Raw genomic sequence first — 26,907 nt, 5'->3', positions numbered from 1 at the left:
ATGTGGTTTCTGGCGGCGTGTTCTTTCAGAGAGAATCCGCGATGCCCCAGCCCACCATCACCAAAACCATGACGACAGGCGAAGCCGGCCTGGCGCTCGTCTTCGCGGTCTTCGCCTTCCTGTGCCTGGTCGCCTCGGCCAAGGCGCTCGACGCGCCATTCGCCTTCCACGCCGGGCTCAGCGCCGCCGCGAGCCTGGCCGCGGTGTTCTTTATCATCAACCGCTACTACGATCGCCCGGCGGCGCTGCCGCCCGCGGAGATCAACGGCCGCCCCAACTACAATATGGGCCCGATCAAGTTCACCGCCGTCATGGCGATGGTCTGGGGTATCGCGGGCTTTCTGGTCGGCCTCATCATTGCCTCGCAGCTGGCCTGGCCCGCGCTGAACTTCGATCTGCCCTGGATTCAATTCGGCCGGTTGCGGCCGCTGCACACCTCCGCCGTGATCTTCGCCTTCGGCGGCAACGTGCTGGTCGGCACCTCGCTCTACGTCGTGCAGAAGTCCTGTCGCGCGCGGCTGGCCGGCGATCTCGCGCCCTGGTTCGTCGTGCTCGGCTACAATTACTTCATCCTCGTCGCGGGCACGGGCTATCTGCTCGGCGTCACCCAGTCGAAGGAATATGCCGAGCCGGAATGGTACGCCGATCTCTGGCTGACCATCGTCTGGGTCACGTATCTGCTGGTCTTCCTCGGCACGATCATGAAGCGCAAGGAACCGCACATCTTCGTCGCGAACTGGTTCTATCTCGCCTTCATCGTGACGATCGCGGTTCTCCATCTCGGCAACAACCCCGCGCTGCCGGTGTCGTTCTTCGGCTCCAAATCCTATGTCGCGTGGGGTGGCATCCAAGACGCCATGTTCCAGTGGTGGTACGGCCATAACGCGGTCGGCTTCTTCCTGACCGCCGGCTTCCTCGCCATCATGTACTATTTCATTCCGAAGCGCGCCGAGCGGCCGATCTATTCCTACCGGCTCTCGATCATCCACTTCTGGGCGCTGATCTTCCTCTACATCTGGGCCGGCCCGCACCATCTGCACTACACGGCACTGCCGGACTGGACGCAGACGCTCGGCATGACCTTCTCGATCATGCTGTGGATGCCGTCATGGGGCGGCATGATCAACGGCCTGATGACGCTGTCGGGCGCCTGGGACAAGCTGCGCACCGATCCCGTGCTGCGCATGCTCGTCGTCTCCGTCGCCTTCTACGGCATGTCGACCTTCGAAGGTCCGATGATGTCGATCAAGGTGGTCAACTCGCTCAGCCACTACACCGACTGGACCATCGGCCACGTGCATTCCGGCGCGCTCGGCTGGGTCGGCTTCGTCTCTTTCGGTGCGCTGTACTGCCTGGTTCCGTGGGTCTGGAATCGCAAGGGGCTCTACAGCCTGAAGCTCGTCAACTGGCACTTCTGGATCGCGACGCTCGGCATCGTTCTCTACATCTCGGCGATGTGGGTGTCCGGCATCCTGCAGGGCCTGATGTGGCGCGCCTACACCTCGCTCGGCTTCCTCGAATATTCCTTCATCGAGAGCGTCGAGGCGATGCACCCCTTCTACGTCATTCGCGCCGCCGGCGGCGGTCTGTTCCTGATCGGCGCGCTGATCATGGCCTACAATCTCTGGATGACGGTTCGCGTCGGCGAGCAGGAAGTCCAGATGCCCGTCGCTCTTCAGCCGGCGGAATGAGGAGCTTTCCATGTCGTTCTGGACACGCCACCAAATCTTCGAAAAGAACTCCATCATCCTGATCGTCGGCATTCTGCTGGTGATCGCGATCGGTGGTCTCGTCGAGATCACGCCGCTGTTCTACCTCAAGAGCACGATCGAGGTGGTCGACGGCGTCAGGCCCTACACGCCACTGGAGCTGGCGGGGCGCAACGTCTATGTCCGCGAGGGCTGCTATCTCTGTCATTCGCAGATGATCCGTCCCTTGCGCGACGAGGTCGAGCGCTACGGCCACTTCTCGCTTGCCGCCGAGAGCATGTTCGACCACCCGTTCCAGTGGGGCTCGAAGCGCACCGGTCCCGATCTCGCCCGTGTCGGCGCGAAATATTCCGACGACTGGCACGTCACCCATCTGACCAATCCGCGCGCGATCGTGCCGCAGTCGGTGATGCCGGGTTATCCGTTCCTGAGCTCGACCGAGGTGGATCCCGCGACGATCGCCGACCACATGCGTACGCTGCGGGCCGTCGGCGTTCCCTACACCGACGACCAGATCGCCAACGCGGCCGCCGACATGAAGGCCCAGGCCGATCCGGACAATGCCGGCACCGATGCCTTCGCCAAGCGCTACGCCAAGGCGGCTGTGCGCAATTTCGACGGCAAGACGGGAACGCCGACCGAGATGGACGCGCTGATCGCGTACCTGCAGATGCTCGGCACCCTGGTCGACTTCAAGCTCTACAACGAGAAAGCCAATCTTCGCTGAGAAGGCATCACCGATGAAAGCCATCCTGACACTCGACAATCTCGCATCCAGTCTCGTGACCACCATCTGGACGCCGGTCTTCGTCGCGATCTTTCTCGCGATCATCGTCTACGCGTTTTGGCCCCGCAACAAGGCCGCGTTCGACGAAGCGGCCAGCCTGCCGCTGCGGGAGGAGTGAGAGATCATGACCGATCATCATGGCGAATTCGATTCCGTCACCGGCAAGTCCACGACCGGACATGAATGGGACGGCATCAAGGAGCTCAACACGCCGCTGCCGCGCTGGTGGGTGATCTCCTTCTACCTCACCATCGTCTGGGCGATCGGCTACTGGATCGTCTATCCGGCCTGGCCGCTGATCGCGAGCAATACGACGGGCCTGTTCGGCTACTCCTCGCGCGCCGACGTCGCGGTCGAGCTTGCCAATCTCGAGAAGATCCGGGGTGAAAAGATGGCCGCCCTCGGCGCGGCCTCGCTCGCCGACATCGAGAAGGACCCGGCCTTGCTGGCGCTCGCGCGAGCCAAGGGCAAGACCGTGTTCGGCGACAATTGCGCGCCGTGTCACGGCTCGGGCGGCGCCGGCGCCAAGGGCTTTCCGAACCTGAACGACGACGACTGGCTGTGGGGCGGCACGCTCGACCAGATCATGCAGACCATCCAGTTCGGCGCGCGCTCCGGCCATGCCAAGACCCATGAAGGCCAGATGCTCGCCTTCGGCAAGGACGGCGTGCTGAAGCCGGACGAGATCGTCACGGTCGCCAATTATGTCCGCTCGCTGTCGGGCCTCCCGACCCGAAAGGGTTTTGACGCCGCCAAGGGCGAGAAGATCTTCGCGGACAATTGCGTCGCCTGCCATGGCGATGGCGGCAAGGGTAACCCGGAGCTCGGCGCGCCCAATCTGACGGACAAGATCTGGCTCTATGGCTCGGACGAGGCGACCCTGGTCGAGACGATCAGCCAGGGCCGCGCGGGCGTCATGCCGGCCTGGGAAGGACGGCTCGATCCCTCCACCATCAAGGCGATGGCGGTCTACGTCCACTCGCTGGGCGGCGGCAAGTAGAAGTGGTGAGGAGCTTGTCCTTTGTGCGCGCTCTTTCTGTTCCCTCCCCCTCAAGGGGGGAGGGAACGCACCTTCTTCGGGGGACCAGTCGAGTCTCATCTCAGACTTAGGCCACGCAACCGCGCGAACAAAAATGCCCCTGCTTGAGCTGGATCAATCGACGCGGCGGCGCCGGGGCTAGGTTTAATCGCACCTTTTCGAGACGCCTCAAGCGATGAACAAGACCGTGAACCCGAACGAGCTCACATCGGACGACGATAACGGGCCGCTCTATGTGGCCCAGAAGAAGGTGTATCCCCAGAGCATCTCTGGCACCTTCCGCCGGATCAAATGGGGCCTGATGGCGTTCTGCCTCGGCGTCTATTATTTCCTGCCCTTCGTGCGCTGGAACCGGGGCCTTGGCGCCCCGAGCCAGGCGGTGCTGATCGATCTTCCCAACAGCCGCTTCTACTTCTTCTTCATCGAGCTGTGGCCGCAGGAGATCTATTACTTCACGGGCCTGCTGATCGTCGCCGCGGTGGCGCTGTTCCTGATGAACTCCGTCGGCGGCCGCATCTGGTGCGGCTATCTCTGCCCGCAGACGGTCTGGACCGATTTGTTCTACGCCGTCGAGCGCTTCGTCGAAGGCGACCGCCGCGAGCGGATGCGCAAGGACAAGTCGGGCGGCGGGCTGACGCTCAGGCGCGTCTCCGAGATCGCGTTCAAGCATGCGATCTGGCTGATGATCGCCTGGTGGACCGGCGGCGCGTGGGTGCTCTATTTCAACGATGCCCCGACGCTGGTGAAGGAGCTCCTGACCTTTCAGGCGCCGATGATCGCCTATATCTGGATCGGCATCCTCACGGCGACGACCTATTTGCTCGCCGGCTTCATGCGCGAGCAGGTCTGCACCTATATGTGCCCCTGGCCGCGCATCCAGGCCGCGCTCACCGACGAATGGGCGCTCAACGTCACCTACCGCTACGACCGCGGCGAGAAGCGCACGTCGGTGAAGAAGGCCGCCGAGCTGCGTGCGCTTGGGCAGCCGGTCGGCGATTGCGTCGACTGCTATCAATGCGTCGCGGTGTGCCCGACCGGCATCGATATCCGCAATGGACCGCAGCTCGAATGCATCCAGTGCGGGCTCTGCATCGACGCCTGCGACAACGTCATGACCAAGATCGGCCGGCCGAAGCGGCTGATCGGCTATGACAACGACATCAACATCCAGCGTCGCCAGGAAGGCAAGGCGCCGATCTATCGCATCGTCCGCGCCCGCACCGTCGCCTACAGTGCGATCATCGCGGCCGTCGGCGGCATCATGCTCTACGTGCTGGCGACCCGCACTCTGCTCGACATCAACGTGCTGCACGACCGCAACCCGGTCGCGGTCAAGCTCAGCGACGGCTCGATCCGCAACGCCTATACGGTGCGGCTGCTCAACAAGAGCGGTTATGACCGCGTCGTTGCGATCGACGCGGACGGCCCGGTCAATCTGACCACGCACGTCGTCGGCGTCGATTCCGTGACGCCCGACAGGCCGATGATCGTGATCCCGCGCGATTCGACCAGCGAGCTGCGGCTGCTCGTCACCGCGCCGGCCGACAGCAATCCGGAGAAGTCGATCCCGGTGCGCATCCACGTCACCGATATCGGGCTCGGCGAGGTCGCCACCACCACCGACAATTTCGTCGCGCCGTAAGAGTCGCATGTAGGATCTGGAGACTGAAATGGCCGTCAAGCCGCTGACCGGAACCAAGGTGTTCCTGATGCTGGTCGCCTTCTTCGGCGTCGTGATCGGCGTCAATGTCACCATGATGAAGCTCGCGATTGCGACGTTGCCCGGCACCGACGTGGACAGCCCCTATGCCGCGGGCCTCGCCTACGATCGCGAGATCTCGGCGGCGCAGGACCAGGCCGCGCGCGGATGGAAGGTGAGCGCGCACATCGAGCGACGCGCCGACGGCAATGCCGTGCTTCAGGTCGAAGCGCGCGACGCCGTCGGCCAGCCGCTGACCGGGCTGAAGTTCGGCGGCCGCCTGGAGCGTCCGACCGACAAGCGCGCCGACCTCGCGGTCGCGCTCGCGGAGGCCGGTATCGGCATCTATCGCGGCAATGCCACCTCCGTCGCGCCTGGCCAGTGGGATCTCGTCATCGAAGGTGACGCCAGGGGCGAGCGCGTATTCCTGTCGCGCAACCGCGTGATCCTGAACTGAGGTCTCGCCATGCAGGTGACACGCGATTTCTCTCACTACGTCCGCGCCGCGGGCACGGGCCTCCGGCACATCGATCTCGCGGTCGAGGGCGTTCACTGTGCGGGTTGCATGGCCAAGATCGAGCGCGGCCTCTCCGCCATTCCCGACGTCACGCTGGCGCGCGTGAACCTCACCGACCGGCGCGTCGCGCTGGAATGGAAAGAGGGCGCGCTCGATCCCGCACGCTTCATCGATCGCCTCGAGGAGCTCGGTTACAAGGCCTATCCCTATGAGACCGAGAGTGCAGAGGCGAGCGAGGTCGCGGAATCGCGCTTCCTGCTGCGCTGCCTCGGCGTTGCCGCGTTTGCCACCATGAACGTGATGATGCTGTCGATCCCGGTGTGGTCGGGCAACGTCTCGGACATGCTGCCGGAGCAGCGCGACTTCTTCCACTGGCTGTCGGCGCTGATCGCGCTGCCGGCGGCGGCCTATGCCGGCCAGCCGTTCTTCCGCTCCGCCTGGCACGCGCTGTCGAACAAGACGACCAACATGGACGTGCCGATCTCGATCGGCGTGTGCCTTGCGCTCGGCATGTCCGTGGTCGAGACCATCCATCACGCCGAGCACGCCTATTTCGACGCGGCGATCATGCTGCTGACCTTCCTGCTGGTCGGCCGTTTCCTCGACCAGAACATGCGGCGGCGGACGCGTGCGGTCGCGGGCAATCTCGCCGCGCTGAAGGCGGAAACGGCGGCAAAATTCGTCGGGCTCGACGAGATCTCGCAGGTTCCGGTCGCGGCGATCCATCCCGGTGACATCGTGCTGCTGCGGCCCGGCGAGCGCTGTGCCGTCGACGGCACCGTGATCGAGGGCCGTTCCGAGATCGACCAGAGCCTGATCACCGGCGAGACGCTCTATGTCACGGCCGAGCAGGGCACGCCGGTCTATGCGGGCTCGATGAATATTTCCGGTGCGCTGCGGGTGCGGGTCTCGGCGGCGTCGGAAGCGACGCTGCTTGCCGAGATCACGCGGCTGCTGGACAATGCTCTGCAGGCGCGCTCGCGCTACATGCGGCTCGCCGACCGCGCCTCGCGGCTCTATGCGCCGGTGGTGCATGCGACCGCGCTGATCACCATCCTTGGCTGGGTCGTGTTCGGCGCGAGCTGGCATGATGCGATCGTCACCGGCGTCGCGGTGCTCATCATCACTTGTCCCTGCGCGCTCGGGCTCGCGATTCCGACCGTGCAGACGGTGGCCTCGGGTGCGATGTTCAAGTCCGGCGTGCTGCTCAATTCCGGCGATGCCATCGAGCGCCTCGCCGAAGCCGATCACGTCATCTTCGACAAGACCGGCACGCTGACGCTGCCCGATCTCGACGTGACCAATGCGGCCGATATCCCGGCCGACATCTTCGGGCTCGCCGGCCGGCTCGCGCTGTCGAGCCATCATCCCGTCGCCGCCGCGGTCGCGCAGGCCGCCGGCGCGAAATCGCCAATCGTCGGCGCGGTTGAAGAGGCGGGGCAGGGCGTCCGCGCAACTGTCGACGGCGTCGAGATCCGTCTCGGCCGACCGTCCTTCTGCGGCGCCGAGGCATTGGTGGTCGGCGCTGATCTTGATCCCGAAGCCTCCGTCGTGGCCTTCAGGAGGGGCGACGAGAGATTCATCCTGTCGGTGCGGCAGGGCCTGCGTCCGGATGCGCAGGCCGTGATTGCCGCGCTCAGGGATCGCCACATCGGCATCGAGATTCTCTCCGGCGACCGCGAGCCCGTGGTGATTGCGGCGGCCCACGCGCTCGGCATCGCCGAATGGCGCGCCGGCGTCACGCCGGCCGACAAGATCGCGCGGATCGAGGAGCTGAAGCGGCGCGGCGCCAGGGTGCTGATGGTCGGCGACGGCATGAACGATGCGCCGTCGCTCGCGGCCGCGCATGTCTCGATGTCGCCGATTTCGGCTGCACATCTCAGCCAGGCCACCGCCGATCTCGTCTTCCTTGGCCGGCCGCTGGGCTCCGTCGTCGCCGCGATCGATTCCGCGCGAAACGCGCTGCATCTGATGCGGCAGAACCTCTGGCTTGCGATCGGGTACAATATGCTCGCCGTGCCCGTCGCGATCAGCGGCGTGGTGACGCCCTTGATTGCCGCGGCCGCCATGAGCGGATCCTCGATCCTGGTGATGCTGAACTCGCTGCGGGCCCGCAGCCGCACGCGGGAGATCATGTGATGGAGATACTCGTCTTCCTGGTGCCGCTGGCGCTGATGCTCGGTCTTGCCGGCCTTGCCGCCTTCCTCTGGTCGCTCCGAAGCGGCCAATACGACGATCTCGACGGCGCCGCCTGGCGCGCCATTGCGGATGACGAGCCGCCGCCACAGGACGTGCCGGCAAAGCATTAACGCTTCGCCGGTTCCGCCGGTATCTGCACCCCGTTCCGGGCGATGGTCGCTGGACGGCCGACGGTTGCCGGGCGTAACAATGCCGGAGGATTTTGCGTAAGGCTCTCAGGAGCAGGAGTGCGACGGGCATGCAGGATAGCGCCAAGGCGAGCAGGGACCTGCCGGGACAAATCGTGCTGGTGCTGCAGGGCGGCGGTGCGCTCGGCTCCTACCAGGCGGGCGTCTACCAGGCTCTGCACGAAGCGGGCATCGAGCCGGACTGGGTGATCGGCACCTCGATCGGCGCCATCAATGGGAGCCTGATCGCCGGCAACGCGCCGGAAAACAGGCTTGCGCGCCTGAAGGAATTCTGGAAGCGGATGGAGCAGGCTCCGGCCTGGCCGCTGCGCACCGGCGTTCCCGGCTTCGACGACAAGCTGGCCTATTGGTCGACGGTTACCAACGGCATTCCCGGCTTCTTCGAGCCCAATCTGGCGGCGCATGCCGGCGAGTCCTATCCGCTCGGCGCCGATCGCGCCGGCTATTATTCGACTGCGCCGCTGGAGACCACGCTGCGCGAGCTCGTCGATTTCCGCCTCGCCAATTGCGGCGCGCCGCGCCTCACGGTTGGTGCTGCGCATGTCGGCTCCAGCCAGATGCGCTATTTCGACAGCCGCGACTGCGCGCTGACGGTGAAGCACGTGATGGCCTCGGGCGCGCTGCCGCCGGCCTTTCCGGCGGTGCGTATCGACGGCGAGCTCTATTGGGACGGCGGCATCCTGTCGAACTCGCCGACCGAGGCCGTGTTCGACGACAATCCGCGCCGGAATTCGCTGATCTTCTCCGTGCATCTCTGGAATCCCGCCGGCGCCGAGCCGACCACGATGGGCGAGGTGCTGACCCGGCACAAGGACGTGCAATATTCCAGCCGGATCGCGAGCCAGATCGAGCGCCAGCAGCAGGCTCATCGCCTGCGTCACGTCATCAACCAGCTTGCGGCACGATTGACCGCGAGCGAGCGCGATGATCCCGCGGTGAGAGATCTGATCGGCTATGGCTGCTCGACGCGCATGCACGTGGTGCGGTTGCTGGCGCCGCAGCTCGATCGCGAGACCCATACCAAGGACGTCGATTTCAGCCCGTCCGGCATCATGCAGCGTTGGGACGCCGGCTACGCGCATACAAAGTCTGTGTTGGCGCGCCAACCGTGGGTCGGCGAATTCGATCCGCTGGCGGGCGTGGTGCTGCACGAGCATATCGACCAGATGCCGCTGGCCGCGGAATAGCGCCACGGCCATCGTCGGCTTCATCGAATTGCCACAGGCCTTGGGGATCGTCGGCTTTCGCCCGCAATCGATGAGGCCCTGCAAGTGGTGACTGGGAACGATCTGGAATTGGCCCTCGATCAGGTCCGCGCCAATGCGGCGGGACCGGCGCCCGGCGTGTTCGGCCCTGACACGGTGACCTGGCGGATTGATCGCGAGGCCGTCATCTTTCTCGGTGCCGGCCGTGCGTTGCTGTTGCAACTCGCGCATCCCTGGGTCGCTGCCGCCATCGCCGAGCATTCCAAAACGTTTGCCGATCCGATCGGCCGTTTCCATCGTACCTTCGACATCGTCTTTGCCATGGTGTTCGGCTCGCTCGACCGCGCCATGCTGTCGTCGCGCCAGCTGCATCGGCGCCATGCGATGATCGTCGGCGAGATGCCGGAGACGGTCGGTCCCTTCGCGGCGGGCTCGCGCTACTCTGCCAACGACATCCCCTCGCTGCGCTGGGTTCACGCGACGCTGGTCGAGACTGCACTGATGGCGCACGATCTGGTCCTGCCGCCGCTCGCGACGGAGGAGCGCGAGCGCTACTGGACCGAGAGCCGGGCCTTTGGCGCGTTGTTCGGACTGACGGGCGATGATCTGCCGGCGGATTGGTGCGGCTTTGCGGCTTACAATGCAGCGATGGCGCGGTCGGATACGCTGACCGTCAGCCCGGCCGCACGCGAGATCGCCACGCAGATTTTTGGCGGGGCGCGTCCGTGGCTGCGGCCGCCGCGATGGTACCGCGCGCTCACGGCGCGGATGCTGCCGGAACGCCTGCGCACAGGCTTCGGGTTGGAGCTCGATGCGCGCGACAAGAGGTCAGCCGACAACGCGTTGCGATGGATACGGCGCGCTTATCCAAGATTGCCGGAACGGCTGCGCTATGTCGGTCCCTATCAGGAAGCGCAGGCCCGGCTCCGCGGCGAGCCACAGCCCGACTGGATGATCCGCTGTCTCAACCGCGCCTGGATCGGCCGGCCCCAGATGGATGTGCGCGGGAAGGGGTGAGGGCTCTAATCTACCATCCGTGTCCCGGACAAGCTGCAACGCGTAGCGTTGCGGCGCAGAGCCGGGACCCAGGGGCCACGAACTCCGCCGCGACATAGGCCCCGGCTCTGCAGCGCACCGTCAAAGAGACGCTGCGCTGCGTCCGGGGCACGAAACCCGTGTCCCTCACACCGCCGCCAGCCTGCGATACAGCGCGCTATAGCTCCCCGCCGAGATGCTCCACGAAAACGATCGGCCCATGGCGCTGCGGCGCATGGTGTCGAGCTGGTCGTGGGCCATGAACGCGGAGAAGGCGCGGCGGACGCCGCCGAGGAAGGACTCGTGCGAGGGTCTGGAGAACAGGAAGCCTGTCTCGCCGTCGGTGATGGTCTCGGCGAGGCCGCCGGTCTGGTGGCCGATCGGAAGCGAGCCAAAACGCTGGGCGTACATCTGGCTCAACCCGCAGGGCTCGAAGCGCGACGGCATCAATGTGAAATCGCTGCCGGCGAAGATGCGGCGCGCCTGCGCGTCGTTGAAGCCGATGGTGACGCCGATGGCGTCGGGGCGGCGGCGATGGGCATCGATCAGCGCCTGCTCGAGCGCGGGTTCGCCCGAGCCGGTGACCACGATCTGCCCGCCGGCATCGATGATCTCGTCGGCGGCCGACAGCACGAGGTCGATGCCCTTCTGGTGCACGAGGCGTGCGACGATCGCGAACATCGGCCCGCGCGAGACCGCGAGGCCGAATTGCTTGCGGACATAATCCGCATTGGCCTTCTTGCCGACCCAGTCGCCGGCGCCGAACTGTTGTGCGAGCTGGGCGCAGGAGCGCGGGTCCCAGCTCTCGTCGATGCCGTTGAGGATGCCGGTGAGCTCGGACGCATCGGAGCGGACGCGCAACAGGCCTTCGAGGCCGCAGCCGAATTCCTCCGTGGTGATCTCGCGCGCATAGGTGCCGCTGACGGTGGTGAGGTGCGAGGCATAGACGAGACCGGCCTTGAGGAAGGAGAGCTGGTCATAGAACTCGACGCCGTCGATGTGGAAGGAGCTTTCGGGAACGCCGATCCGTCGCAGCGAGTCCTTCGGGAAGAGACCCTGATAGGCGAGATTGTGGATGGTCAGGATCGACGGCAGCTTGGCGCCGCGCCAGGCGAGATAGGCCGGCACGAGCGAGGCCTGCCAGTCGTTGGCATGGACCAGGTCTGCTGCCCAATTCTTGTCCAGCTTGCCCATGGCAAGCTCAGCGGCGGCCGAGGCAAAGCGCGCGAAGCGGATGTCGTTGTCCGGCCAGTCGCGCCCGGACTCGTCGCCGTAGGGGTTGCCGGGACGGTCGTAGAGTTGTGAGCACAACAGCACATAGACCGGCAGGCCGTCCTTGGTGGCGGCCCGGCCGAGCGAGCAGGGGGGCATTTCCGCGAATGCCGGGCAGCGGCCAACGATCTGTATATGCGTCAGTTGCTCGATGATGTCGCGATAGCCGGGCAGCATGATCCGGATATCGGCGAAGGGGCGGAGCGCGCGGGGGAGGGCAGCGGAAACGGCACCGAGTCCGCCGACGCGGACGAAGTCGTCCATCTCCGTGGTGACGAATAAGACCCTCAAGAACGATTGCCCTCTTCCGATCCCGATTGCTGCTATGCAAGATCGGGTCCAGTTGCCCCTGGATATCTCAAGCCCCCCGCGGGACGCGTTCGTTCGGTAAAGACTTTCCTACTCAGCCGCCGCCATCTAGGGTCGGCGCACCAACAAGAGAGAACATCGATAGTTCCTAAGCGGCGGGCCAAGGACTAAGCAGGGATGCAGCTACCAGATAAGCACGAAGACACGACGACAAAGGCCTTCGCAGGCCTGCGTGTCCTGGATTTTTCGACCACGATCGCCGGCCCCCATTGCGCGCGGATGCTGGCCGACATGGGCGCCGAGGTCATCAAGATCGAGACCGATGGCGGCGAGACGATGCGGACGCGGCCGCCGCTGCGCAACGGCTGCAGCACCGTGTTCGGCCAGCTCAATGTCGGCAAGAAGAGCGCGGTGCTCGACCTCAAATCCGAGGACGGCAAGGAGGCGGTCCGCCGGCTGGTTGCCACCGCCGACATCCTGGTCGAGAATTTTCGTCCCGGCGTGATGCGCCGGCTGCGGCTCGACTACGACAGCCTTCGCCCGGTCAATCCCAGGCTGATCTACTGCTCGATCTCCGGCTACGGCCAGACCGGTCCCTCGGCCGAGCTGCCGGCCTACGCGCCGGTGATCCATGCCGCCTCCGGCTACGACATGGCGCATCTCGCCTATCAGCCCGGCCGCAACCGTCCGGACTATTGCGGCATCTACCATGCCGATGTCGTCACCGGCACCTACGGCTTCGGCGCGATTGCGTCTGCGCTCTATCAGCGCACCATGACCGGGCTCGGCCAGCACATCGACGTCTCCATGCTGGAATCGATGCTGACCTTGACGGTGATCGAGCTGCAGAGCTCGCAATTCGCGGTGAAGCCGCCGCCGCGTCCGATGTTCGGGCCGACCGAGACCGCCAACGGCTATGTCATGATCACGGTGGCCAGCGAGAAGACGTTCCAGGCCCTGATGGGCGTGATCGGCCGGTCCGAATGGATCTCCGATCCGCGCTTCTCCTCCTACGCCCCGCGGCGCGAGAACTGGGCCGACATGATGGACGGCGTCGAAGCCTGGTCGAAGCTGCTCACGACCGATGCCTGCCTTGTGGCTTTGAGCGCAGCCGGCGTGCCGGCCTCGGCCTATCGCACCATCAAGGAAGCTCTCGCCGATCCGCAGCTCGCGCACCGGCAGGCGCTCTCGTCGGTGGAAGACGGAGGCGGCGCGTTCAGGGTGATCAACCTGCCGTTCCGGATGACGGGCGCCGACACCACACCGGGCAAGACCATGGCCGAGCTCGGCGAGCATACGAACGAACTGCGCGAGGAGATCGGCCTTCGCGACGCCGCGCCAATTCCGTCAGGCAAAACACAAGCAGCGAACTGAGCGCATTGCGCTGCGCGTGCGGCATCGAACCTCGCGTGTTCCTCTTGCCGTCGCGTGCATTTGTCGCCAATCTCGCCCCCGAGTCATTCACGATCCGAAACATCGGACGAGGATCCCGGGAGGAACCATGACGAACATTGCTGCCGCGGCGTGCAAGCGCGCGCCGATTTTCCTTGTTGCGGCATTTGCGTTCCTTCCGCTGGCTCATCCGGTGCAGGCGCAGAAGGCCGGCGGCAGCATCACCGTCGGCCAGGAGCTGGATATTCCGGGCTTCGATCCGCTCAAGGTCGGCGTCTTCGATTCCTCCGGCTACACCGCGGCGGCCTTGATCTTCGACACGCTCACGACGCTCGACGACAAGGGCGAGGCTGCGCCGAAGCTTGCGGAATCCTGGACGCATTCCGACGACTACAAGAGCTGGACCTTCAAGCTGCGCAAGGGCGTGAAATTCCACGACGGCACGCCGTTCAATGCGGAAGCCTTCAAGGCGAATTTCGACCGGCAGAAGGATCCGGCCAACAAGTGCCGTTGCGCCTTCTACATCACCACCGTGAAGGAGGTGCTGGCGCCGGACGAATACACCATCGTCTACAACCTGAGCGATCCGTCCGTGAACCTGCCGGCGACGATGAGCATCCAGAGCACCAACAACGTGGTGCAGTCGCCGACGGCGTGGAAAACCAAGGGCGACGACTATAACCGCAACCCTGTCGGCACCGGTCCCTACATCCTGAAATCATGGACCGCCGGCGATCGCATGGTGCTGGAGAAGAACCCCGACTATTGGAACAAGGGCCATCCCTATCTCGACCGCATCGTCCTGAAGCCGCTGCCCGACGCGCAGTCGCGCTTCGCCTCGCTGCAATCGGGCGAGGTCGACATCATCTGGGACGACGAAAACGACTCCGACAATATCCTGAAGGCGCAGAAGGACTCCAAGCTGACCGTGCACACTTACAAGGGCTCGGGCGCGCAGGTCTACGCCTTCAACACCAAGGTGGCGCCGTTCGACGACGTCCGGGTGCGGCAGGCGCTGGTGATGTCGATCGACCGACCCAAGATGTCGCAGGCGATCAGCAACGGACTGAGCCGTCCGGCGACCAACCCTTACGGCGACGGTTCCTGGGTTAAATGCAAGGACGACGGCGCGCTGCCTTACGACCTCGAGAAGGCCAAGGCGCTGCTCAAGGATTACGGCAAGCCGGTCGACTTCAAGATGCTGGCGACGGCAACGCCGCGCGGCCGCGTGATCGGCCAGGTGCTCCAGCAATTCTGGAAACGGGCCGGCGCCAATATGGAGATCGACCAGGTCGACCAGGCGACGATTCCCTCGCGCGCCTTCTCGCGCCAGTTCCAGCTGACGCCGTGGCGCATCGTCGATCTCGCCGACCCCGATCCGCAGATGTACGCGAATTTTCGCACGGGCAGCCCGGTCGCGCTCGCCGGCTTCTCCAATCCGGAGCTCGACAAGCTGCTCGACCATTCGCGCGTCACCGCCGATGTCGCTCAGCGTACCGAGGATTATTGCGCGATCAGCCGCCTGATCAACAAGGAGGCGATCTGGTTCTGGACCTTCCAGAACACCTACTATGCGCTGTCGAGCGCCAGGCTGAAGGGCTTCCCGAAGATCTATAACGGCGTGATCGACGTCTCGAACACCTGGCTGGAATGACCGCGCGATGCTGAACTTCGTCGTGCGGCGGCTGCTGGCCATCCTGCCGGTCCTGCTTGCCGTCTCGCTGCTCACCTTCCTGATCGCCTCGCTGCTGCCTGGCGATCTCGCCTTCGTCATCCTCGGCGATCAGGCGACACCTGAGAATGTCGCGGCGCTCCGTCATGACATGGGGCTCGACCAGCCGATCTGGTGGCGCTACCTGAGCTGGCTCGGCCACGTGCTGCAGGGCGATCTCGGCCGCTCGTTCCGCACCGGGCAGACCGTGCTGCAGGCGGTGAGCGAGCGCATCCCGGTCTCGCTCGAGCTGATGCTGATGGCTGAGTTCATCGGCCTCCTGATCGGCGTTCCCCTCGCGATCGCCTGCGCCGCGCGCGCCGGCGGTGCGTTCGACCGCTTCATGACCGGCAGCGCCTTTGCGATGCTGTCGATGCCGTCCTTCCTGATGGCGATCCTGCTGATCTACCTGTTCGCGGTCGAGCTGCACTGGCTGCCGGCGACCGGCTATGTGCCGTTCACCGAGGAGCCGCTCGCCAATTTGCGCTTCTTCGTGCTGCCGGCGCTGACCTTGGCGCTGGCGGAATGGCCGGGCATCATGCGGGTGCTGCGCTCCGACATGATCGCGACCTTGCAGGAGGACTACATCGCCCTTGCGAAAGCAAAAGGCTTGAAGCCTTCGCGCATCCTGTTCGTGCATGCGCTGAAACCGTCGTCACTGACCCTGGTGACGGTGACGGGCATCAATATCGGCCGCCTGCTCGGCGGCACGCTGATCGTGGAATCGATCTTCGCGCTGCCGGGCATCGGCCGGCTGCTGGTCGGCGCGATCTACACCCGCGACCTCGTCATCCTCCAGGGCGTGGTGCTGCTGGTCGCCTGTGGCTTCGTCATCGTGAACTTCATCGTCGATATGCTCTACGCCGTGCTCGATCCGAGGATCCGCCATGGCCACGCTTGAGCTTTCGATGCAGGACGAGGTGTCGGCGCCGGTTCGGCGCAAGCGCAAGCTCGGGCTGCTGTTCTGGATCGCGAGCCTCTGGCTCACCGCTATCATTGCGCTCGCGATCCTCGCACCGGTGCTGCCGCTGCAGAATCCCGTCGACATGGACATGCTGGAGCGCCGCGCCGCGTTCTCGACCGAGCACTGGCTCGGCACCGACGGCCTTGGCCGCGACGAGCTTGCCCGGCTGATCTTCGGGGCGCGCGTCTCGCTGACCGTGGGGCTGATCGCGCCGATGATCGGCCTTGGTATCGGCGGCGCGCTGGGCCTGCTCGCCGGCTATTTCCGCGGCCGGTTCGAGACGCTGGTGGTCGGCAGCATGGACGTGCTGCTCGCCTTTCCGCCGCTGATCTTCGCGCTCGCGGTGACCGCCTATCTCGGCCAGTCGATTCCCAATCTCACCATCATCCTCGGCGTGCTCGGCATTCCCGCCTTCATGCGGGTGGCGCGCGCGGCGACGCTGACACTGGCGCGGCGCGAATTCGTCATCGCGGCCGAGGCGCTCGGCGCCAGCCATGCGCGCATCCTGCTGCGCGAGTTGCTGCCGAACGTGATCTTGCCGCTGCTGGCGTTCTTCCTGCTTGGCGTCGCCGTCACCATCGTGGTCGAGGGTGCACTGTCCTTCCTCGGGCTCGGCGTACCGCCGCCGATGGCGAGCTGGGGCAGCATGATCGGCGAGGGGCGCGACAGCCTCGACGTCGCGCCGCGGCTGGCCTTCCTGCCGGCGGTCGGATTGTTCCTGACCGTGCTGGCATTCAACCTCGTCGGCGACACCATGCGGGCATTGACCGACCCGCGTCAGGGGGCGCTGTGAGCACGCCGCTGCTGACCATCGAGGACGTCGCGGTCGAGCTGCCGACCCCGCGCGGCAATTTGCGCGCGGTCGATCATGTCGACCTGTCGCTGGAGCCGGGCCGCACGCTCGGAATCGTCGGTGAATCCGGCTGCGGCAAGACCATGCTGTCGCGGGCGATCCTCCAACTGCTGCCGAAGAAGGCGAAGCTCTCCGGGCGCGTCATGTTCGACGGCCAGGATCTGGTCCGGCTCGCGCCTGAAAGCTTGCGCCGCCTGCGCGCGCGCGACCTCGCGGTGGTGTTCCAGGATCCGATGACCTCGCTCAATCCGGTGCTGACGATCGGAACCCAGTTGATGGAGACGATCCAGGAGCACCTCGAGCTCGACGCGCCGGCCGCGCGGAAGCGCAGCATCGAGCTGCTCGCCGCCGTCGGCATTCCTGCGCCGGAGCAGCGGCTCGCGCAATATCCGCATCAATGCTCCGGCGGCATGCGCCAGCGCATCGCGATTGCGATCGCGCTGTCCTGCGAGCCGAAACTTCTGATCGCGGACGAGCCGACCACGGCGCTCGACGTCACCATCCAGGCGCAGATCCTCGATCTGCTGGCGCGCGAGCAGCGCCGCCGCCACATGGCGATGATCATCATCACCCACGATCTCGGCGTGGTCGCCGGTCGCGCCGACGAGGTCGCGGTGATGTATGCGGGCAGGGTGGTGGAACGTGCGCCGACCCAGGCGCTCTTCAAACGCATGCACATGCCCTACACCGAGGCGTTGCTGGCGGCGATCCCGAAGCTGGAGACCGCGCCGCATACGCCGTTGCCCGCCATCTCCGGCCGTCCGCCCGATCCGACACGGCCGCTCAAAGGCTGCTCCTTCGCGCCGCGCTGCCGCTATGCGGCCGGGCGCTGCCACGAAGCCAAGCCCGAGTTGAAGAGCGCCGAGATGCCGGGGCATCTCTACGCCTGCTTTCACCCGATCCAGATGACGGAAGGGATTGGCGCGTGATGCAGCTCGCCGTGCAGAAGCAGCCGTTGCTGAACGTCGACAATCTCGTCGTCGAATATGGTCTTGGCAACAAGACGGTGCACGCGGTCTCCGGCGTCAGCCTTCACGTCGCGCGCGGCGAGACGCTGGGGCTGGTCGGCGAGTCCGGCTGCGGCAAGTCGACGCTGGGCCGCGCGGTGCTGCAATTGCGGCGTGCCAAAAGCGGCCGCGTGCTGTTCGACGGCGAAGACCTCACCGCGATGGAGGGCGATGCGCTGCGAAAGATGCGCCGCCGCGTGCAGCTGATCTTCCAGGACCCGATCGCCTCGCTCAATCCGCGCCGGCGCATCGGTGACATCGTCGCCGAGCCGCTGATCATCGCTGGTGTCAAGGATGCCGCCGAGCGCAAGCGGCGCGTTCACGAGGTTCTCTCCGCGGTCGGGCTCGATCCCGATCTCGTGGCGGGGCGGTTACCGCACGAGTTTTCCGGCGGCCAATGCCAGCGCATCTGCATCGCGCGATCGCTCGTGCTCAACCCCGAGTTCATCGTGTGCGACGAGCCGGTCTCCGCGCTCGACGTCTCCATCCGCGCGCAGATCCTCAACCTGCTGGAGGAGATGAAGGCGCGGTTCGGCCTGACGTTGCTGTTCATCGCGCATGACCTTGCCGTGGTCAAAGCGGTCAGCGATCGCGTCGCGGTGATGTATCTCGGTCGGCTCTGCGAGGTCGGCCCATCGGAGCAATTGTTCGCAAAACCTGCGCATCCCTATACCGGGCTGTTGCTTGAGGCGATCCCGGTACCTGATCCGGACGTGCGTCCCGCCGAGAGCGTGGCGATCGGCGAGCCGCCATCGCCGATTGCGCCGCCATCCGGTTGCCGCTTCCGCACCCGCTGCCCGCGGGCGGACCAGCGATGCAGCGCGGAGATACCGGAGTTGCGTGAGGTTGCGCCCGGCCAGTTCGCCGCTTGCCACCATCCGCTGGGCTAAACTAAGACAGCTCCCGGGTTTGTCTCGCCCTGCCGGCCGTGGCATGGTGGCGCGACGAAGAGTATGCCGGGAGGACGCCATGAAGAGTTTCAAGGTCGCCGATTTCAAGGCGCCGCTGCAGGAGTTCGACGAGGCGACGCCGCAACCCTCGGGCACGCAGGTGCTGATCAGGGTGAAGGCCGCCGGCGTCTGCCACAGCGACCTCCACATCTGGGAAGGCGGCTACGATCTCGGCCACGGCCGCAAGCCGCTGTCGTTGAAGGATCGCGGCATCAACCTGCCGCTGACCATGGGCCACGAGACCGTCGGCGAAGTTTTGGCGTTCGGGCCCGACGTGAAGCCGACCGATCAGGGCGGCCTCAAGCTTGGCGACGTCGGCCTGGTCTATCCCTGGATCGGCTGCGGCAAATGCGCCACCTGCCTCGCCGGCGACGAGAACATGTGCCTGACGCCGCGCTCGCTCGGCGTCTATTGCGACGGCGGCTATTCAGATCACATGCTGGTGCCGCATCCACGCTATCTGCTCAACCTGAAAGGCCTCGATCCCGCGTCGGCTGCGCCTTACGCCTGCTCGGGCGTCACCACCTACAGCGCGCTGAAGAAGGTGGAGCAGCATTTCGATACGCCGATCGTGATGTTCGGTGCCGGCGGTCTCGGCCTGATGGCGCTGTCGCTGCTGAAGGCGATGGGCGGCAAGGGCGCGATCATGGTCGATATCGACGCGAAGAAGCGCGAGGCCGCCGAGAAGGCCGGCGCACTCGCGACCGTCGATCCCAAGGCGGGCGATGCGCTGGAGCAGCTCGCGAAGAAAGCCGGCGGGCCGATCCGCGCTGTGATCGACCTCGTCGGCAATGCCGCGACGACGCAGCTCGGTTTCGACTGCCTGACCAAGGGCGGCAAGCTCGTCATCGTCGGCCTGTTCGGCGGCGGCGCGACCTGGGCCTTGCCGCTGATCCCGATCAAGGCGGTGACGATCCAGGGCAGCTACGTCGGCAATTTGCGTGAAACGCAGGAGCTGCTCGACCTCGTCCGCGCCAAGAACGTGGCGCCGATCCCGGTGACGAAGGCGCCGCTCAACAAGGCCAACGACGCGCTGCTGCAGTTGCAGCAGGGTGCCGTGGTCGGGCGCACGGTGCTGACGCCGTAATTCGCCGCCGTTTGTTTCTCGTCATGGCCGGGCTTGTCCCGGCCATCCACGCCTTCCCGTGGAAATGGCATTAAGACGTGGATGCCCGGGTCAAGCTCGGGCATGACGGAGAGAGTAGGAAATCCTTAAATGTCCGCAAACAACGCTTTCCATATCGCTGTGCTCGCCGGTGACGGCATCGGTCCCGAAGTCATGGCGCCCGCGCTCGAGGTGCTGCGCAAGATCGAGTCAAAATCCGGCTTGAGCTTCCGCTTCACCGAGGCGCCGGCCGGCGCGAATAATTATCGCGCCACCGGCAAGTCGATGCCGGATTCCACGATCAAATTGTGCGAGGAAGCCGACGCGATCCTGCTCGGAGCCTGTGGCCTGCCGTCGGTGCGCTACCCCGACAATACCGAGATCGCGCCACAGATCGAGCTGCGCTTCATCTTCGATCTCTACGCCGGCGTGCGCCCGGCGCGGCTCATTCCGGGCGTGCCGAGCCCGATCGTCGGCGCCGACAAGCGCGGCATCGATCTCGTGGTGATCCGCGAGTCCACCGAAGGCCTGTTCGCCTCGATGGGCAAGGGCGTCGTCACCCATGAGGACGCGCGCGAGACCATGGTGATCACGCGCAAGACCTCCGAGCGGCTGTTCGACTTCTCGTTTCGCCTGGCCGAGCGGCGCAAGGCACGCGGCAAGCCGGGCTCGCTCGCCTGTGTCGACAAGGCGAATGTGTTCAAGGCCTTTGCGTTCTTCCGCGGCATTTTCGACGAGATCGCGAAGAAGCATCCCGACGTGAAGACCGATCGTCTCTATGTCGATGCCTGCTCGGCGATGCTGGTCAAGCGCCCCTGGGATTTCGATGTGATGGTGATGGAGAACATGTTCGGCGACATCGTCTCCGACATCACGGCGAGCCTGATCGGCGGCCTCGGCATGGCGCCGTCGGCCGATATCGGCGACAAATACGCCGTGTTCCAGCCGTGCCACGGCACCGCGCCCGACATCATGGGGCAGGGCAAGGCCAATCCCACCGGCATGATCCTGTCGGCGGCGATGATGCTGGACTGGCTCGCCGACAAGCACGGCGTCGAGAGCGCGGCGGAGGCCGGTGAGCAGATCGAACGCGCGGTCGATCAGGTCTATGCCGGCGGCCTCAAGCCGATGGAGTTCGGTGGCAGCAACGGCACGGCCGATATCACCAAGGCGGTGCTTTCCGCGTTGTAGGAGGGGATCGCGCCGCAAGGCGTCGGCCCTGAAGGGCTTGGACCACCATGAACAAGCCGGTGCCCGAACGATATCGAGATCTCCGGACGTTTGCCTTCGGCGACAGTCCGGCGCTTGCCGATGAACTGCTCGAACTCGTCGTCAAGGGCATCAAGACGGCGACCTGCAGCACGGAAGACGAGCCCAACACGTCGACGCCCGGTGAGCGCTGGGTCGTGCTCGACGGGCGGGGAGAGCCGCGCTGCGTCATCGAATCCGTCGAGATCGCCTACCGGCGCTTCAATGACGTCGACGCGGCCTTTGCCTACGATGAGGGCGAGGGCGATCGCAGCCTCGCCTATTGGCGCAACGCCCATCGCACCTATTTCGGCCGGCTCGGACGGTTCAGCGAAGACATGATGCTCATGTGCGAGCGCTTCCGCCTGATCGAGGTTTTCGGCGATTGATCGCGTACGACGTCTTCCAGGAATACGACGTCTTCCAGGAATACGACGTCTTCCAGGAAAAAGGGGCCTCGCGGCCCCTTCGTCATCTACCAGCGGTGCCAGTGGCGATAGCCACCGCCCCACGGACGCGGGCCGTAACCGTAGAAGCGGCGCGGGCCGCCGTAATAGCCGTAGGCGCCGTAATAGTTCGGGCGCCACCAGCAGCGGCCCCAGGCGTTGCAGACCATCCGCACCTGGTCGACATGCGCGGCCGGTCCGCCGGCGACTTGATCGGCCTGCGGAATGCCGTTCGGCATCGCCGCGAGCGCTTGTCCCGACGCCAGCGCAGCACTGCCAAGGGCAACCAGGCCAAGAACAGCAAGTTTGAGTCTCATCGCGATCTCCCTCGTTGGTGGCGGGAGAACTTGCGGCGGATCAATTGGTTGCTATCGCAGCGCAGGGCCGTGAGGAATTTAATCTTGGTGAACAAGTGTTCAGAGGAACGACGTCGTCGCGATCCTGGTCTGTGGGGCGTTGTTCAAGCACGCATCCCCATCGCAGGCCGAAATGGCGGGTCATGCTCGGGCGATGGTGCCGGGGCATAATGATCGAATTCCATTGTGAAGGTCGCGCGCCCCTGGCTCATCGAGCGCAGGTCCTTCGCGTAACCGAACATGTTCATGAGCGGCACCATCGCTTTGATGGCGGTGGCGCCGCCACGCATCTCTTGCCCCTGGATCTGCCCGCGCCGCAAATTCAAGTCTCCGATAACGAGCCCCACACAGTCCTCCGGTGTCACGACCTCCATCTTCATGATCGGCTCGAGCAGCACCGACTCCGCCTTTTGGAGTGCCTCGCGGAATGCGGCACGTGCGGCGATCTCGAAGGTCTGTGCCGAGGAGTCGACGTCATGATACTTGCCGTCGATCAGCTCGACTACGATGTCGACCACCGGAGCGCCGGCGACCACGCCCGAGGGAAGCACGCTCGCGATCCCGTTCTCGATACCGGGAATGTATTCTTTCGGCACCGCGCCGCCGGCGATCCTGGACTCGAACCGATAGCCCTGGCCGGGCCCGTTCGGCGCGACGCGCAGCTTGACGGCCGCGAACCGGCCCGAACCGCCGGACTGCTTCCTGTAGGTAAATTCCACCTCGGCCGGCCGAGTGATGCGCTCACGGAACGCCACCTGCGGCGCCCCAACTCTGAGACCGACGTCGTAGGTGCGCCTGAGGGTTTCGAGCTTGGCGTCGAGATGGAATTCGCTCACGCCCTTCAGGATGATCTGTCCCGACTCGTGATCGATCGACATGTCGAAAGCAGGGTCTTCGGCCGCGATCTTTGCCAGCGCAATGCCGAGCTTCTCCGCATCGGCCTTCGACTGCGGCTCGATTGCGATCTCGACCAGCCGCGGCTGCGAGAACATTTCGTTCGCCGTGACATACGGATTGATTCTGGGACTGCCGGACTTCCAGTTCATCCATTCCTGAGCTTCGCGGAACGAAACAAAGTCGGCGATCGGCAGATCGGTGAGATCAGCCCGCCGGTGAATGACGCGCCAGCCGCCTTCTTGAAGGCGCTGGATAATGAAAGATTCCATGGGCAAGCCGGTCATTGGCGAACATCAAACCCCAAGCAGGCCGGTTTCAGAGCGCTAAGTCGTGGGTCGCGTGCTTCGCAAAGAACGTCGTCTGACGCGTAATTGCAACCGTGTGCCCCGTAATCGCTCGCAAGATCGCCGTTAGCGCAAACCACCGGTCAGACGGCGCGCTTTCGTTGTTCTCGATGATCAGTTTCGCAAAGCTGACGCCAGCCGCTTCTCGCGCCAATTCGCCGATCGTGAGAATGCGACGCGGAATGGTCCGGAAGATCAGCCACCCCAGGCAGCCAAGGCCAATGTCGAGGCAGAGTGCGCCCGCCATGAGCATGAAAAGCCGATAGTCCCATGGGATTCCAAAGGCCATCCATAGGCACATGAGCGTTCCCCACACAAAAAGGGCCCGCCAACGAACGACGCGCTCCGAACACTGGAAAGAGGTTTCCAGACTTGGAAGATCAAGGCCTGAATTCTGCGCAAGCCGGCGCCATTTCGGAGCTATCGAACGAGGCTCGATTTGCTCAAGAATTGAAATGGGTGTTTGGGGCGTGATCTCGCCCGCAATTCCCATGATCTTAAGTGCGCGGCGCAGGCGGTAGAATGCCATTTGAGACAGGCACGCTTGCGTCCTGGTGCCGGCATTCGGACGCTTCAATTCGATCAGATCGTAAAGCTGGCCGACGGTGCGTGTCTGCTCCGCTTCCGCGTCGGTCAGCTTGATCCCAAAGGTTCGTTCGACGTCGAAGATGACGTCCACATCGTCACCATCGCCGACGAAGTTCAGCGTGTTTTTCATGTTGCGTCCAACCGACGGGTTGCACTGATTGTAGCATTGCCGCGACCGCGCGCCAGAGCCCATTGTTCCGGTCCCGCTCGCTTCAGCGACCCCAAAAATGCTTCCACATCGTCGCTCAACGACCGCACGAGCGTCACAATGAATCATCAAAGCGCCGTTTCGAGAGCGGTCAATGAGGCAGGAGCTGGGTCTACTCTGTACGGAGGGAAACCATGGCGCTCCATTTCCGCACCATCGACGGTTCAGACAACAACCTTGCGGACCCGGCCCTCAATCAGGCCAACACGGACTTTGCACGCGTGGGGCCGGCGAATTTCGCCGATGGCTTTGACGCCATGCAGCCTGGTCCGAACCCGCGCGAGATCAGCAACATCGTGGTGGCGAACGCGCCGGACACCCATCTTGAGGTCAACGGCGTCGCGCTGTCCGGGATGATGTATGCATGGGGTCAGTTTGTGGATCATGACCTCGATCTGGAAAAGAGCGGGGTCAACACGGCGGATATTTCGATTCCCGTTCCGGCGGGCGACACGCTGCCTCAAGGCACCGTGATTCCCGTGACGCGGGTGGCGATCGATCCGGCGACCGGCGTGCCCGGACATCCCGCAACTGCCATCAACACAGTGACCGGCTGGCTCGATGGCTCCCAGGTGTATGGCTCCGACCCCGTCACCGCGGCCAGCCTGCGCACCGCGGATGGTCACATGAAGGTGTCGGCCGGGGACAATCTGCCGATCGTCATGACCGCGCAGGGACCCGCCTTTGCGGCAGGGGATGTGCGGGCGCAGGAGAATCCCGATCTGACGGCGCTGCAGACCTTGTTCGTTCGCGAACACAATTACCAGGTCGATCAATTGCAGCAGGAGCATCCGGGCTGGAGCGGCGACCAATTGTACGAGATGGCCAGGGCGATCACGACCGCGGAAATGGTCAACATCACCTATAATGAGTTCCTGCCGCATTTGCTGGGAAAGAATGCGATTCCGGCCTATCACGGCTATGATCCCAACGTTAACGCCCGCATCACCGAGGAATTTGAAGGAGCGGCCTATCGTTTCGGTCACTCCATCGTGTCGGCCGACATCAATGGCATCAGCAATCTGGGCGCGACCACAGCCGAACAATCGCTGGCGGACACCTTCTTCGAAGCGCCGGCGGCGTTCATTGCCAATGGCGGCGCCGATGGACTGTTGCGGCATCTTGCCAGCGATACCGCGCAACCGCTCGATACTCATATCGTTGAGGAGCTCCGCAGTTTCCTGAGTGATCCTCCGGATGCAATCGATCTGGCCGCGACCAACATCCAACGTGCGCACGATCTGGGTCTCGGGACACTGAACCAGACGCGGGAGGCGTTGGGACTTGCTCCCTACAAGAGCTTCGACCAGATCACCTCGGATGCGGCCACGGCTTCGGCGTTGAAGCAGGCTTATGGCTCGGTCGATGCCGTAGACCTGTGGACGGGCGGGCTGGCGGAGGATCATACGGCGGGAGCGGCCATCGGTCAGACCTTTGGCAGGATCATCGCTGACCAGTTTACGGCGTTGCGCGATGGGGACCGGCTGTATTTCGAGAACCAGGGTTTCGATCGGCAAACCCTGCAGGACATCAAGTCGACCACACTCTCGGACATTATCGAACGCGATACGACAGGTACGACCGCCATGCAGGCGGATGCGTTCGTATCAACCGAGCGACATTCCGGCACGCTTGGTGGGGTTGATCCGACCGGAGCGAACGCCGTGAGCGGTCAGGCTCAGCTGGTGGTGGGATCTCCAGGCAAGGACACGCTGACCGGCGGTAGCCTGGACGACACCTTGGTGGCGGCAAGTGGTCACATGACGATGACCGGCGGCGCCGGCGCCGACACGTTTGTTTTCGATCTTGGCAACCTCACGGGACAACACAACACGGCGGTCATCACCGACTACGATCCCAAGGTCGATAAGCTGCAACTGCTGCAGAACGGTGGCTTTGCTGCCGTCAGAGTATCCTCCGATCATCACGGCGGAACCCTTTTGCATCTCCGCAACGAAACGATCGACCTGCTCGGCGTGAACCCCAACGAATTGCACCATCACGATTGGGCCTGAGTCCAAAATGCCGCGTCGCTCAAAGCGAGCGACGCGGCAGATTACTTCCCCGAAAACTGCGGCTTGCGCTTGTCCATGAAGGCCTGCCGGCCTTCGCGGAAATCCGCGGAGTCCATGCAGGCCGTGCCGACAGCCTTGATCGCGTCCATGTCGCGCTGGCTTTCGTCCTTCAGCACTTCTGCGATGGTGACCTTGGCGGCCTTGATCGCGAGCGGCGCGTTGTGCGAGATCGTCTCGGCAATCGCCATGGTCTCGCCCCAGAGTTGATCGTCCGGAATCAAGCGCTCGACGAGGCCGATGCGCAGCGCTTCGGTGGAATCAATGCGCATGCCCGTGTACATCAAGAGCCGCGCCCAGGACGGGCCGACCAGCGACACCAGGTGCCGCAGGCCGTCATAGCCATAGGCGATGCCGAGCTTCGCGGCGGGGATGCCGAACTGGCTGTCATGTGCTGCGATGCGGATGTCGGCGAGCATTGCGACCTGCATGCCGCCGCCGAGGCAGAAGCCCTGGATGCAGGCAATCGTCGGCTTCGGGTAATCGGCGAGCAGCGCGCGCTGGGCGGCGCTGCGCTTGCCGTACTGTTCGGAGGCGGCCGCGTTGTGGCGGGTCTTCTCGAACTGGCTGATGTCGGCGCCCGAGACGAACGCCTTGCCGCCGGCACCGCGCATGATCACGACGCGCACCGTCTCGTCGTCGCGCAAGGCGGTCAGCGCCTCGCCGAATCCCTCCCACATCTCCAGCGACATCGCGTTGCGCTTGTCGGGATTATTGAAGGTGATCACGCCGACGCCGTCGGTGACCTGCTTGAGGATCTTGCCGTCGGCGTAGGGAGTTTCCTGGGATAGATCTGGCATCGCGCGC

The 26,907-nt window shown here is 64.6% G+C and carries 24 protein-coding genes and 1 pseudogene; 20 read left to right on the top strand and 5 right to left on the bottom strand.

The annotated features are described in order from the left end of the window. Positions 1 to 41 precede the first annotated feature (41 nt). The 10 genes from ccoN to QA645_RS31235 all read left to right on the top strand — a co-directional run bounded on the left by ccoN (position 42) and on the right by QA645_RS31235 (position 10,360). Positions 42 to 1,691 carry a cytochrome-c oxidase, cbb3-type subunit I gene (gene ccoN / locus QA645_RS31280; RefSeq protein ID WP_254129869.1) on the top strand — a complete coding sequence of 550 codons (1,650 nt, stop codon included), beginning with the start codon at positions 42 to 44 and terminating at the stop codon, positions 1,689 to 1,691. A gap of 10 nt (positions 1,692 to 1,701) precedes the next feature. Next, positions 1,702 to 2,436, top strand: a complete 735-nt coding sequence (ccoO, locus tag QA645_RS31275) for a cytochrome-c oxidase, cbb3-type subunit II (protein WP_254129870.1) — start codon at positions 1,702 to 1,704, stop codon at positions 2,434 to 2,436. A 13-nt stretch (positions 2,437 to 2,449) separates the two neighbouring features. Next, positions 2,450 to 2,614: a cbb3-type cytochrome c oxidase subunit 3 gene (locus QA645_RS31270; RefSeq protein WP_283045144.1), complete on the top strand. Its 165-nt coding sequence runs from the start codon at positions 2,450 to 2,452 to the stop codon at positions 2,612 to 2,614. Between the two features lie 6 nt (positions 2,615 to 2,620). Next, complete coding sequence (ccoP, locus tag QA645_RS31265; RefSeq protein WP_283045143.1) at positions 2,621 to 3,496, top strand: cytochrome-c oxidase, cbb3-type subunit III; 876 nt, start codon at positions 2,621 to 2,623, stop codon at positions 3,494 to 3,496. A 214-nt stretch (positions 3,497 to 3,710) separates the two neighbouring features. After that, the gene (ccoG, locus tag QA645_RS31260; RefSeq protein ID WP_254129872.1) at positions 3,711 to 5,177 is read left to right on the top strand and encodes a cytochrome c oxidase accessory protein CcoG; all 1,467 of its coding nucleotides are present in this window, start codon (positions 3,711 to 3,713) and stop codon (positions 5,175 to 5,177) included. A 28-nt stretch (positions 5,178 to 5,205) separates the two neighbouring features. Continuing rightward, positions 5,206 to 5,691 carry a FixH family protein gene (locus QA645_RS31255; protein ID WP_283045142.1) on the top strand — a complete coding sequence of 162 codons (486 nt, stop codon included), beginning with the start codon at positions 5,206 to 5,208 and terminating at the stop codon, positions 5,689 to 5,691. Positions 5,692 to 5,700: 9 nt separating this feature from the next. After that, entirely contained in the window at positions 5,701 to 7,890 is a 2,190-nt protein-coding gene (locus tag QA645_RS31250; RefSeq protein WP_283045141.1) for a cation-translocating P-type ATPase, read from the top strand. After that, entirely contained in the window at positions 7,890 to 8,060 is a 171-nt protein-coding gene (ccoS, locus tag QA645_RS31245; RefSeq protein WP_283045140.1) for a cbb3-type cytochrome oxidase assembly protein CcoS, read from the top strand. The genes QA645_RS31250 and ccoS overlap by 1 nt, the downstream gene beginning before the upstream one ends. 128 nt (positions 8,061 to 8,188) lie before the next feature. Next, positions 8,189 to 9,325: a patatin-like phospholipase family protein gene (locus tag QA645_RS31240; RefSeq protein ID WP_283045139.1), complete on the top strand. Its 1,137-nt coding sequence runs from the start codon at positions 8,189 to 8,191 to the stop codon at positions 9,323 to 9,325. Positions 9,326 to 9,409: 84 nt separating this feature from the next. Then, a complete protein-coding gene (locus tag QA645_RS31235; RefSeq protein ID WP_283045138.1) occupies positions 9,410 to 10,360 on the top strand; it encodes an oxygenase MpaB family protein in 951 nt (316 codons plus the stop codon). Between the two features lie 165 nt (positions 10,361 to 10,525). Here the strand turns inward: QA645_RS31235 and glgA are convergent, their stop codons facing one another. Then, the gene (gene glgA / locus QA645_RS31230) at positions 10,526 to 11,941 is read right to left on the bottom strand and encodes a glycogen synthase GlgA (protein ID WP_254192568.1); all 1,416 of its coding nucleotides are present in this window, start codon (positions 11,939 to 11,941) and stop codon (positions 10,526 to 10,528) included. A 195-nt stretch (positions 11,942 to 12,136) separates the two neighbouring features. On the opposite strand from glgA, the gene QA645_RS31225 reads away from it, so the two are divergent. From QA645_RS31225 to QA645_RS31185, 9 genes are all read left to right on the top strand, one after another. Further along, the gene (locus QA645_RS31225; protein WP_283045137.1) at positions 12,137 to 13,333 is read left to right on the top strand and encodes a CoA transferase; all 1,197 of its coding nucleotides are present in this window, start codon (positions 12,137 to 12,139) and stop codon (positions 13,331 to 13,333) included. A 127-nt stretch (positions 13,334 to 13,460) separates the two neighbouring features. Continuing rightward, a complete protein-coding gene (locus QA645_RS31220; RefSeq protein ID WP_283045136.1) occupies positions 13,461 to 15,005 on the top strand; it encodes an ABC transporter substrate-binding protein in 1,545 nt (514 codons plus the stop codon). Positions 15,006 to 15,012: 7 nt separating this feature from the next. Continuing rightward, the gene (locus QA645_RS31215; protein WP_254192571.1) at positions 15,013 to 15,963 is read left to right on the top strand and encodes an ABC transporter permease; all 951 of its coding nucleotides are present in this window, start codon (positions 15,013 to 15,015) and stop codon (positions 15,961 to 15,963) included. Beyond that, complete coding sequence (locus QA645_RS31210; RefSeq protein WP_283045135.1) at positions 15,950 to 16,819, top strand: ABC transporter permease; 870 nt, start codon at positions 15,950 to 15,952, stop codon at positions 16,817 to 16,819. The genes QA645_RS31215 and QA645_RS31210 overlap by 14 nt, the downstream gene beginning before the upstream one ends. Continuing rightward, entirely contained in the window at positions 16,816 to 17,808 is a 993-nt protein-coding gene (locus tag QA645_RS31205) for an ABC transporter ATP-binding protein (RefSeq protein ID WP_283045134.1), read from the top strand. Before QA645_RS31210 ends, QA645_RS31205 begins: the two co-directional genes overlap by 4 nt. Then, positions 17,808 to 18,776 carry an oligopeptide/dipeptide ABC transporter ATP-binding protein gene (locus QA645_RS31200; protein WP_254196180.1) on the top strand — a complete coding sequence of 323 codons (969 nt, stop codon included), beginning with the start codon at positions 17,808 to 17,810 and terminating at the stop codon, positions 18,774 to 18,776. Before QA645_RS31205 ends, QA645_RS31200 begins: the two co-directional genes overlap by 1 nt. A 79-nt stretch (positions 18,777 to 18,855) precedes the next feature. Continuing rightward, positions 18,856 to 19,923, top strand: coding sequence for an alcohol dehydrogenase (locus tag QA645_RS31195; RefSeq protein ID WP_283045133.1), 1,068 nt, complete (start codon positions 18,856 to 18,858; stop codon positions 19,921 to 19,923). Between the two features lie 129 nt (positions 19,924 to 20,052). Then, entirely contained in the window at positions 20,053 to 21,132 is a 1,080-nt protein-coding gene (locus tag QA645_RS31190; RefSeq protein ID WP_283045132.1) for an isocitrate/isopropylmalate dehydrogenase family protein, read from the top strand. 47 nt (positions 21,133 to 21,179) lie between these two features. After that, on the top strand, positions 21,180 to 21,578 hold the full coding sequence (locus QA645_RS31185; RefSeq protein WP_283045131.1) for an ASCH domain-containing protein: 399 nt from the start codon (positions 21,180 to 21,182) through the stop codon (positions 21,576 to 21,578). 86 nt (positions 21,579 to 21,664) lie between these two features. Here the strand turns inward: QA645_RS31185 and QA645_RS31180 are convergent, their stop codons facing one another. The 3 genes and pseudogenes from QA645_RS31180 to QA645_RS31170 all read right to left on the bottom strand — a co-directional run bounded on the left by QA645_RS31180 (position 21,665) and on the right by QA645_RS31170 (position 23,950). Next, a complete protein-coding gene (locus tag QA645_RS31180) occupies positions 21,665 to 21,952 on the bottom strand; it encodes a hypothetical protein (protein ID WP_254192576.1) in 288 nt (95 codons plus the stop codon). Positions 21,953 to 22,095: 143 nt separating this feature from the next. Then, positions 22,096 to 22,980: pseudogene (fusA, locus tag QA645_RS31175) on the bottom strand (elongation factor G); the annotation flags it as partial. Positions 22,981 to 23,203: 223 nt separating this feature from the next. Beyond that, positions 23,204 to 23,950, bottom strand: a complete 747-nt coding sequence (locus QA645_RS31170; RefSeq protein WP_283045130.1) for an acyl carrier protein — start codon at positions 23,948 to 23,950, stop codon at positions 23,204 to 23,206. 212 nt (positions 23,951 to 24,162) lie between these two features. On the opposite strand from QA645_RS31170, the gene QA645_RS31165 reads away from it, so the two are divergent. Next, positions 24,163 to 26,043 carry a peroxidase family protein gene (locus QA645_RS31165; RefSeq protein ID WP_254129892.1) on the top strand — a complete coding sequence of 627 codons (1,881 nt, stop codon included), beginning with the start codon at positions 24,163 to 24,165 and terminating at the stop codon, positions 26,041 to 26,043. Positions 26,044 to 26,084: 41 nt separating this feature from the next. Here the strand turns inward: QA645_RS31165 and QA645_RS31160 are convergent, their stop codons facing one another. After that, the gene (locus QA645_RS31160) at positions 26,085 to 26,900 is read right to left on the bottom strand and encodes an enoyl-CoA hydratase (protein ID WP_283045129.1); all 816 of its coding nucleotides are present in this window, start codon (positions 26,898 to 26,900) and stop codon (positions 26,085 to 26,087) included. Positions 26,901 to 26,907: the final 7 nt, after the last annotated feature.

Origin of the sequence: Bradyrhizobium sp. CIAT3101 (assembly GCF_029714945.1) — a bacterium.
In the GTDB taxonomy this organism is placed as follows: domain Bacteria; phylum Pseudomonadota; class Alphaproteobacteria; order Rhizobiales; family Xanthobacteraceae; genus Bradyrhizobium.
This window is presented reverse-complemented; position numbering and strand designations above follow the sequence as displayed.

Coding starts and splice junctions, on each gene's coding strand:
- ccoN (WP_254129869.1), top strand. CDS start 42: ATGCCCCAGCCCACCATCACCAAAACCATGACGACAGGCGAAGCCGGC.
- ccoO (WP_254129870.1), top strand. CDS start 1,702: ATGTCGTTCTGGACACGCCACCAAATCTTCGAAAAGAACTCCATCATC.
- QA645_RS31270 (WP_283045144.1), top strand. CDS start 2,450: ATGAAAGCCATCCTGACACTCGACAATCTCGCATCCAGTCTCGTGACC.
- ccoP (WP_283045143.1), top strand. CDS start 2,621: ATGACCGATCATCATGGCGAATTCGATTCCGTCACCGGCAAGTCCACG.
- ccoG (WP_254129872.1), top strand. CDS start 3,711: ATGAACAAGACCGTGAACCCGAACGAGCTCACATCGGACGACGATAAC.
- QA645_RS31255 (WP_283045142.1), top strand. CDS start 5,206: ATGGCCGTCAAGCCGCTGACCGGAACCAAGGTGTTCCTGATGCTGGTC.
- QA645_RS31250 (WP_283045141.1), top strand. CDS start 5,701: ATGCAGGTGACACGCGATTTCTCTCACTACGTCCGCGCCGCGGGCACG.
- ccoS (WP_283045140.1), top strand. CDS start 7,890: ATGGAGATACTCGTCTTCCTGGTGCCGCTGGCGCTGATGCTCGGTCTT.
- QA645_RS31240 (WP_283045139.1), top strand. CDS start 8,189: ATGCAGGATAGCGCCAAGGCGAGCAGGGACCTGCCGGGACAAATCGTG.
- QA645_RS31225 (WP_283045137.1), top strand. CDS start 12,137: ATGCAGCTACCAGATAAGCACGAAGACACGACGACAAAGGCCTTCGCA.
- QA645_RS31220 (WP_283045136.1), top strand. CDS start 13,461: ATGACGAACATTGCTGCCGCGGCGTGCAAGCGCGCGCCGATTTTCCTT.
- QA645_RS31215 (WP_254192571.1), top strand. CDS start 15,013: ATGCTGAACTTCGTCGTGCGGCGGCTGCTGGCCATCCTGCCGGTCCTG.
- QA645_RS31210 (WP_283045135.1), top strand. CDS start 15,950: ATGGCCACGCTTGAGCTTTCGATGCAGGACGAGGTGTCGGCGCCGGTT.
- QA645_RS31200 (WP_254196180.1), top strand. CDS start 17,808: ATGCAGCTCGCCGTGCAGAAGCAGCCGTTGCTGAACGTCGACAATCTC.
- QA645_RS31195 (WP_283045133.1), top strand. CDS start 18,856: ATGAAGAGTTTCAAGGTCGCCGATTTCAAGGCGCCGCTGCAGGAGTTC.
- QA645_RS31190 (WP_283045132.1), top strand. CDS start 20,053: ATGTCCGCAAACAACGCTTTCCATATCGCTGTGCTCGCCGGTGACGGC.
- QA645_RS31185 (WP_283045131.1), top strand. CDS start 21,180: ATGAACAAGCCGGTGCCCGAACGATATCGAGATCTCCGGACGTTTGCC.
- QA645_RS31180 (WP_254192576.1), bottom strand. CDS start 21,952: ATGAGACTCAAACTTGCTGTTCTTGGCCTGGTTGCCCTTGGCAGTGCT.
- QA645_RS31170 (WP_283045130.1), bottom strand. CDS start 23,950: ATGAAAAACACGCTGAACTTCGTCGGCGATGGTGACGATGTGGACGTC.
- QA645_RS31165 (WP_254129892.1), top strand. CDS start 24,163: ATGGCGCTCCATTTCCGCACCATCGACGGTTCAGACAACAACCTTGCG.
- QA645_RS31160 (WP_283045129.1), bottom strand. CDS start 26,900: ATGCCAGATCTATCCCAGGAAACTCCCTACGCCGACGGCAAGATCCTC.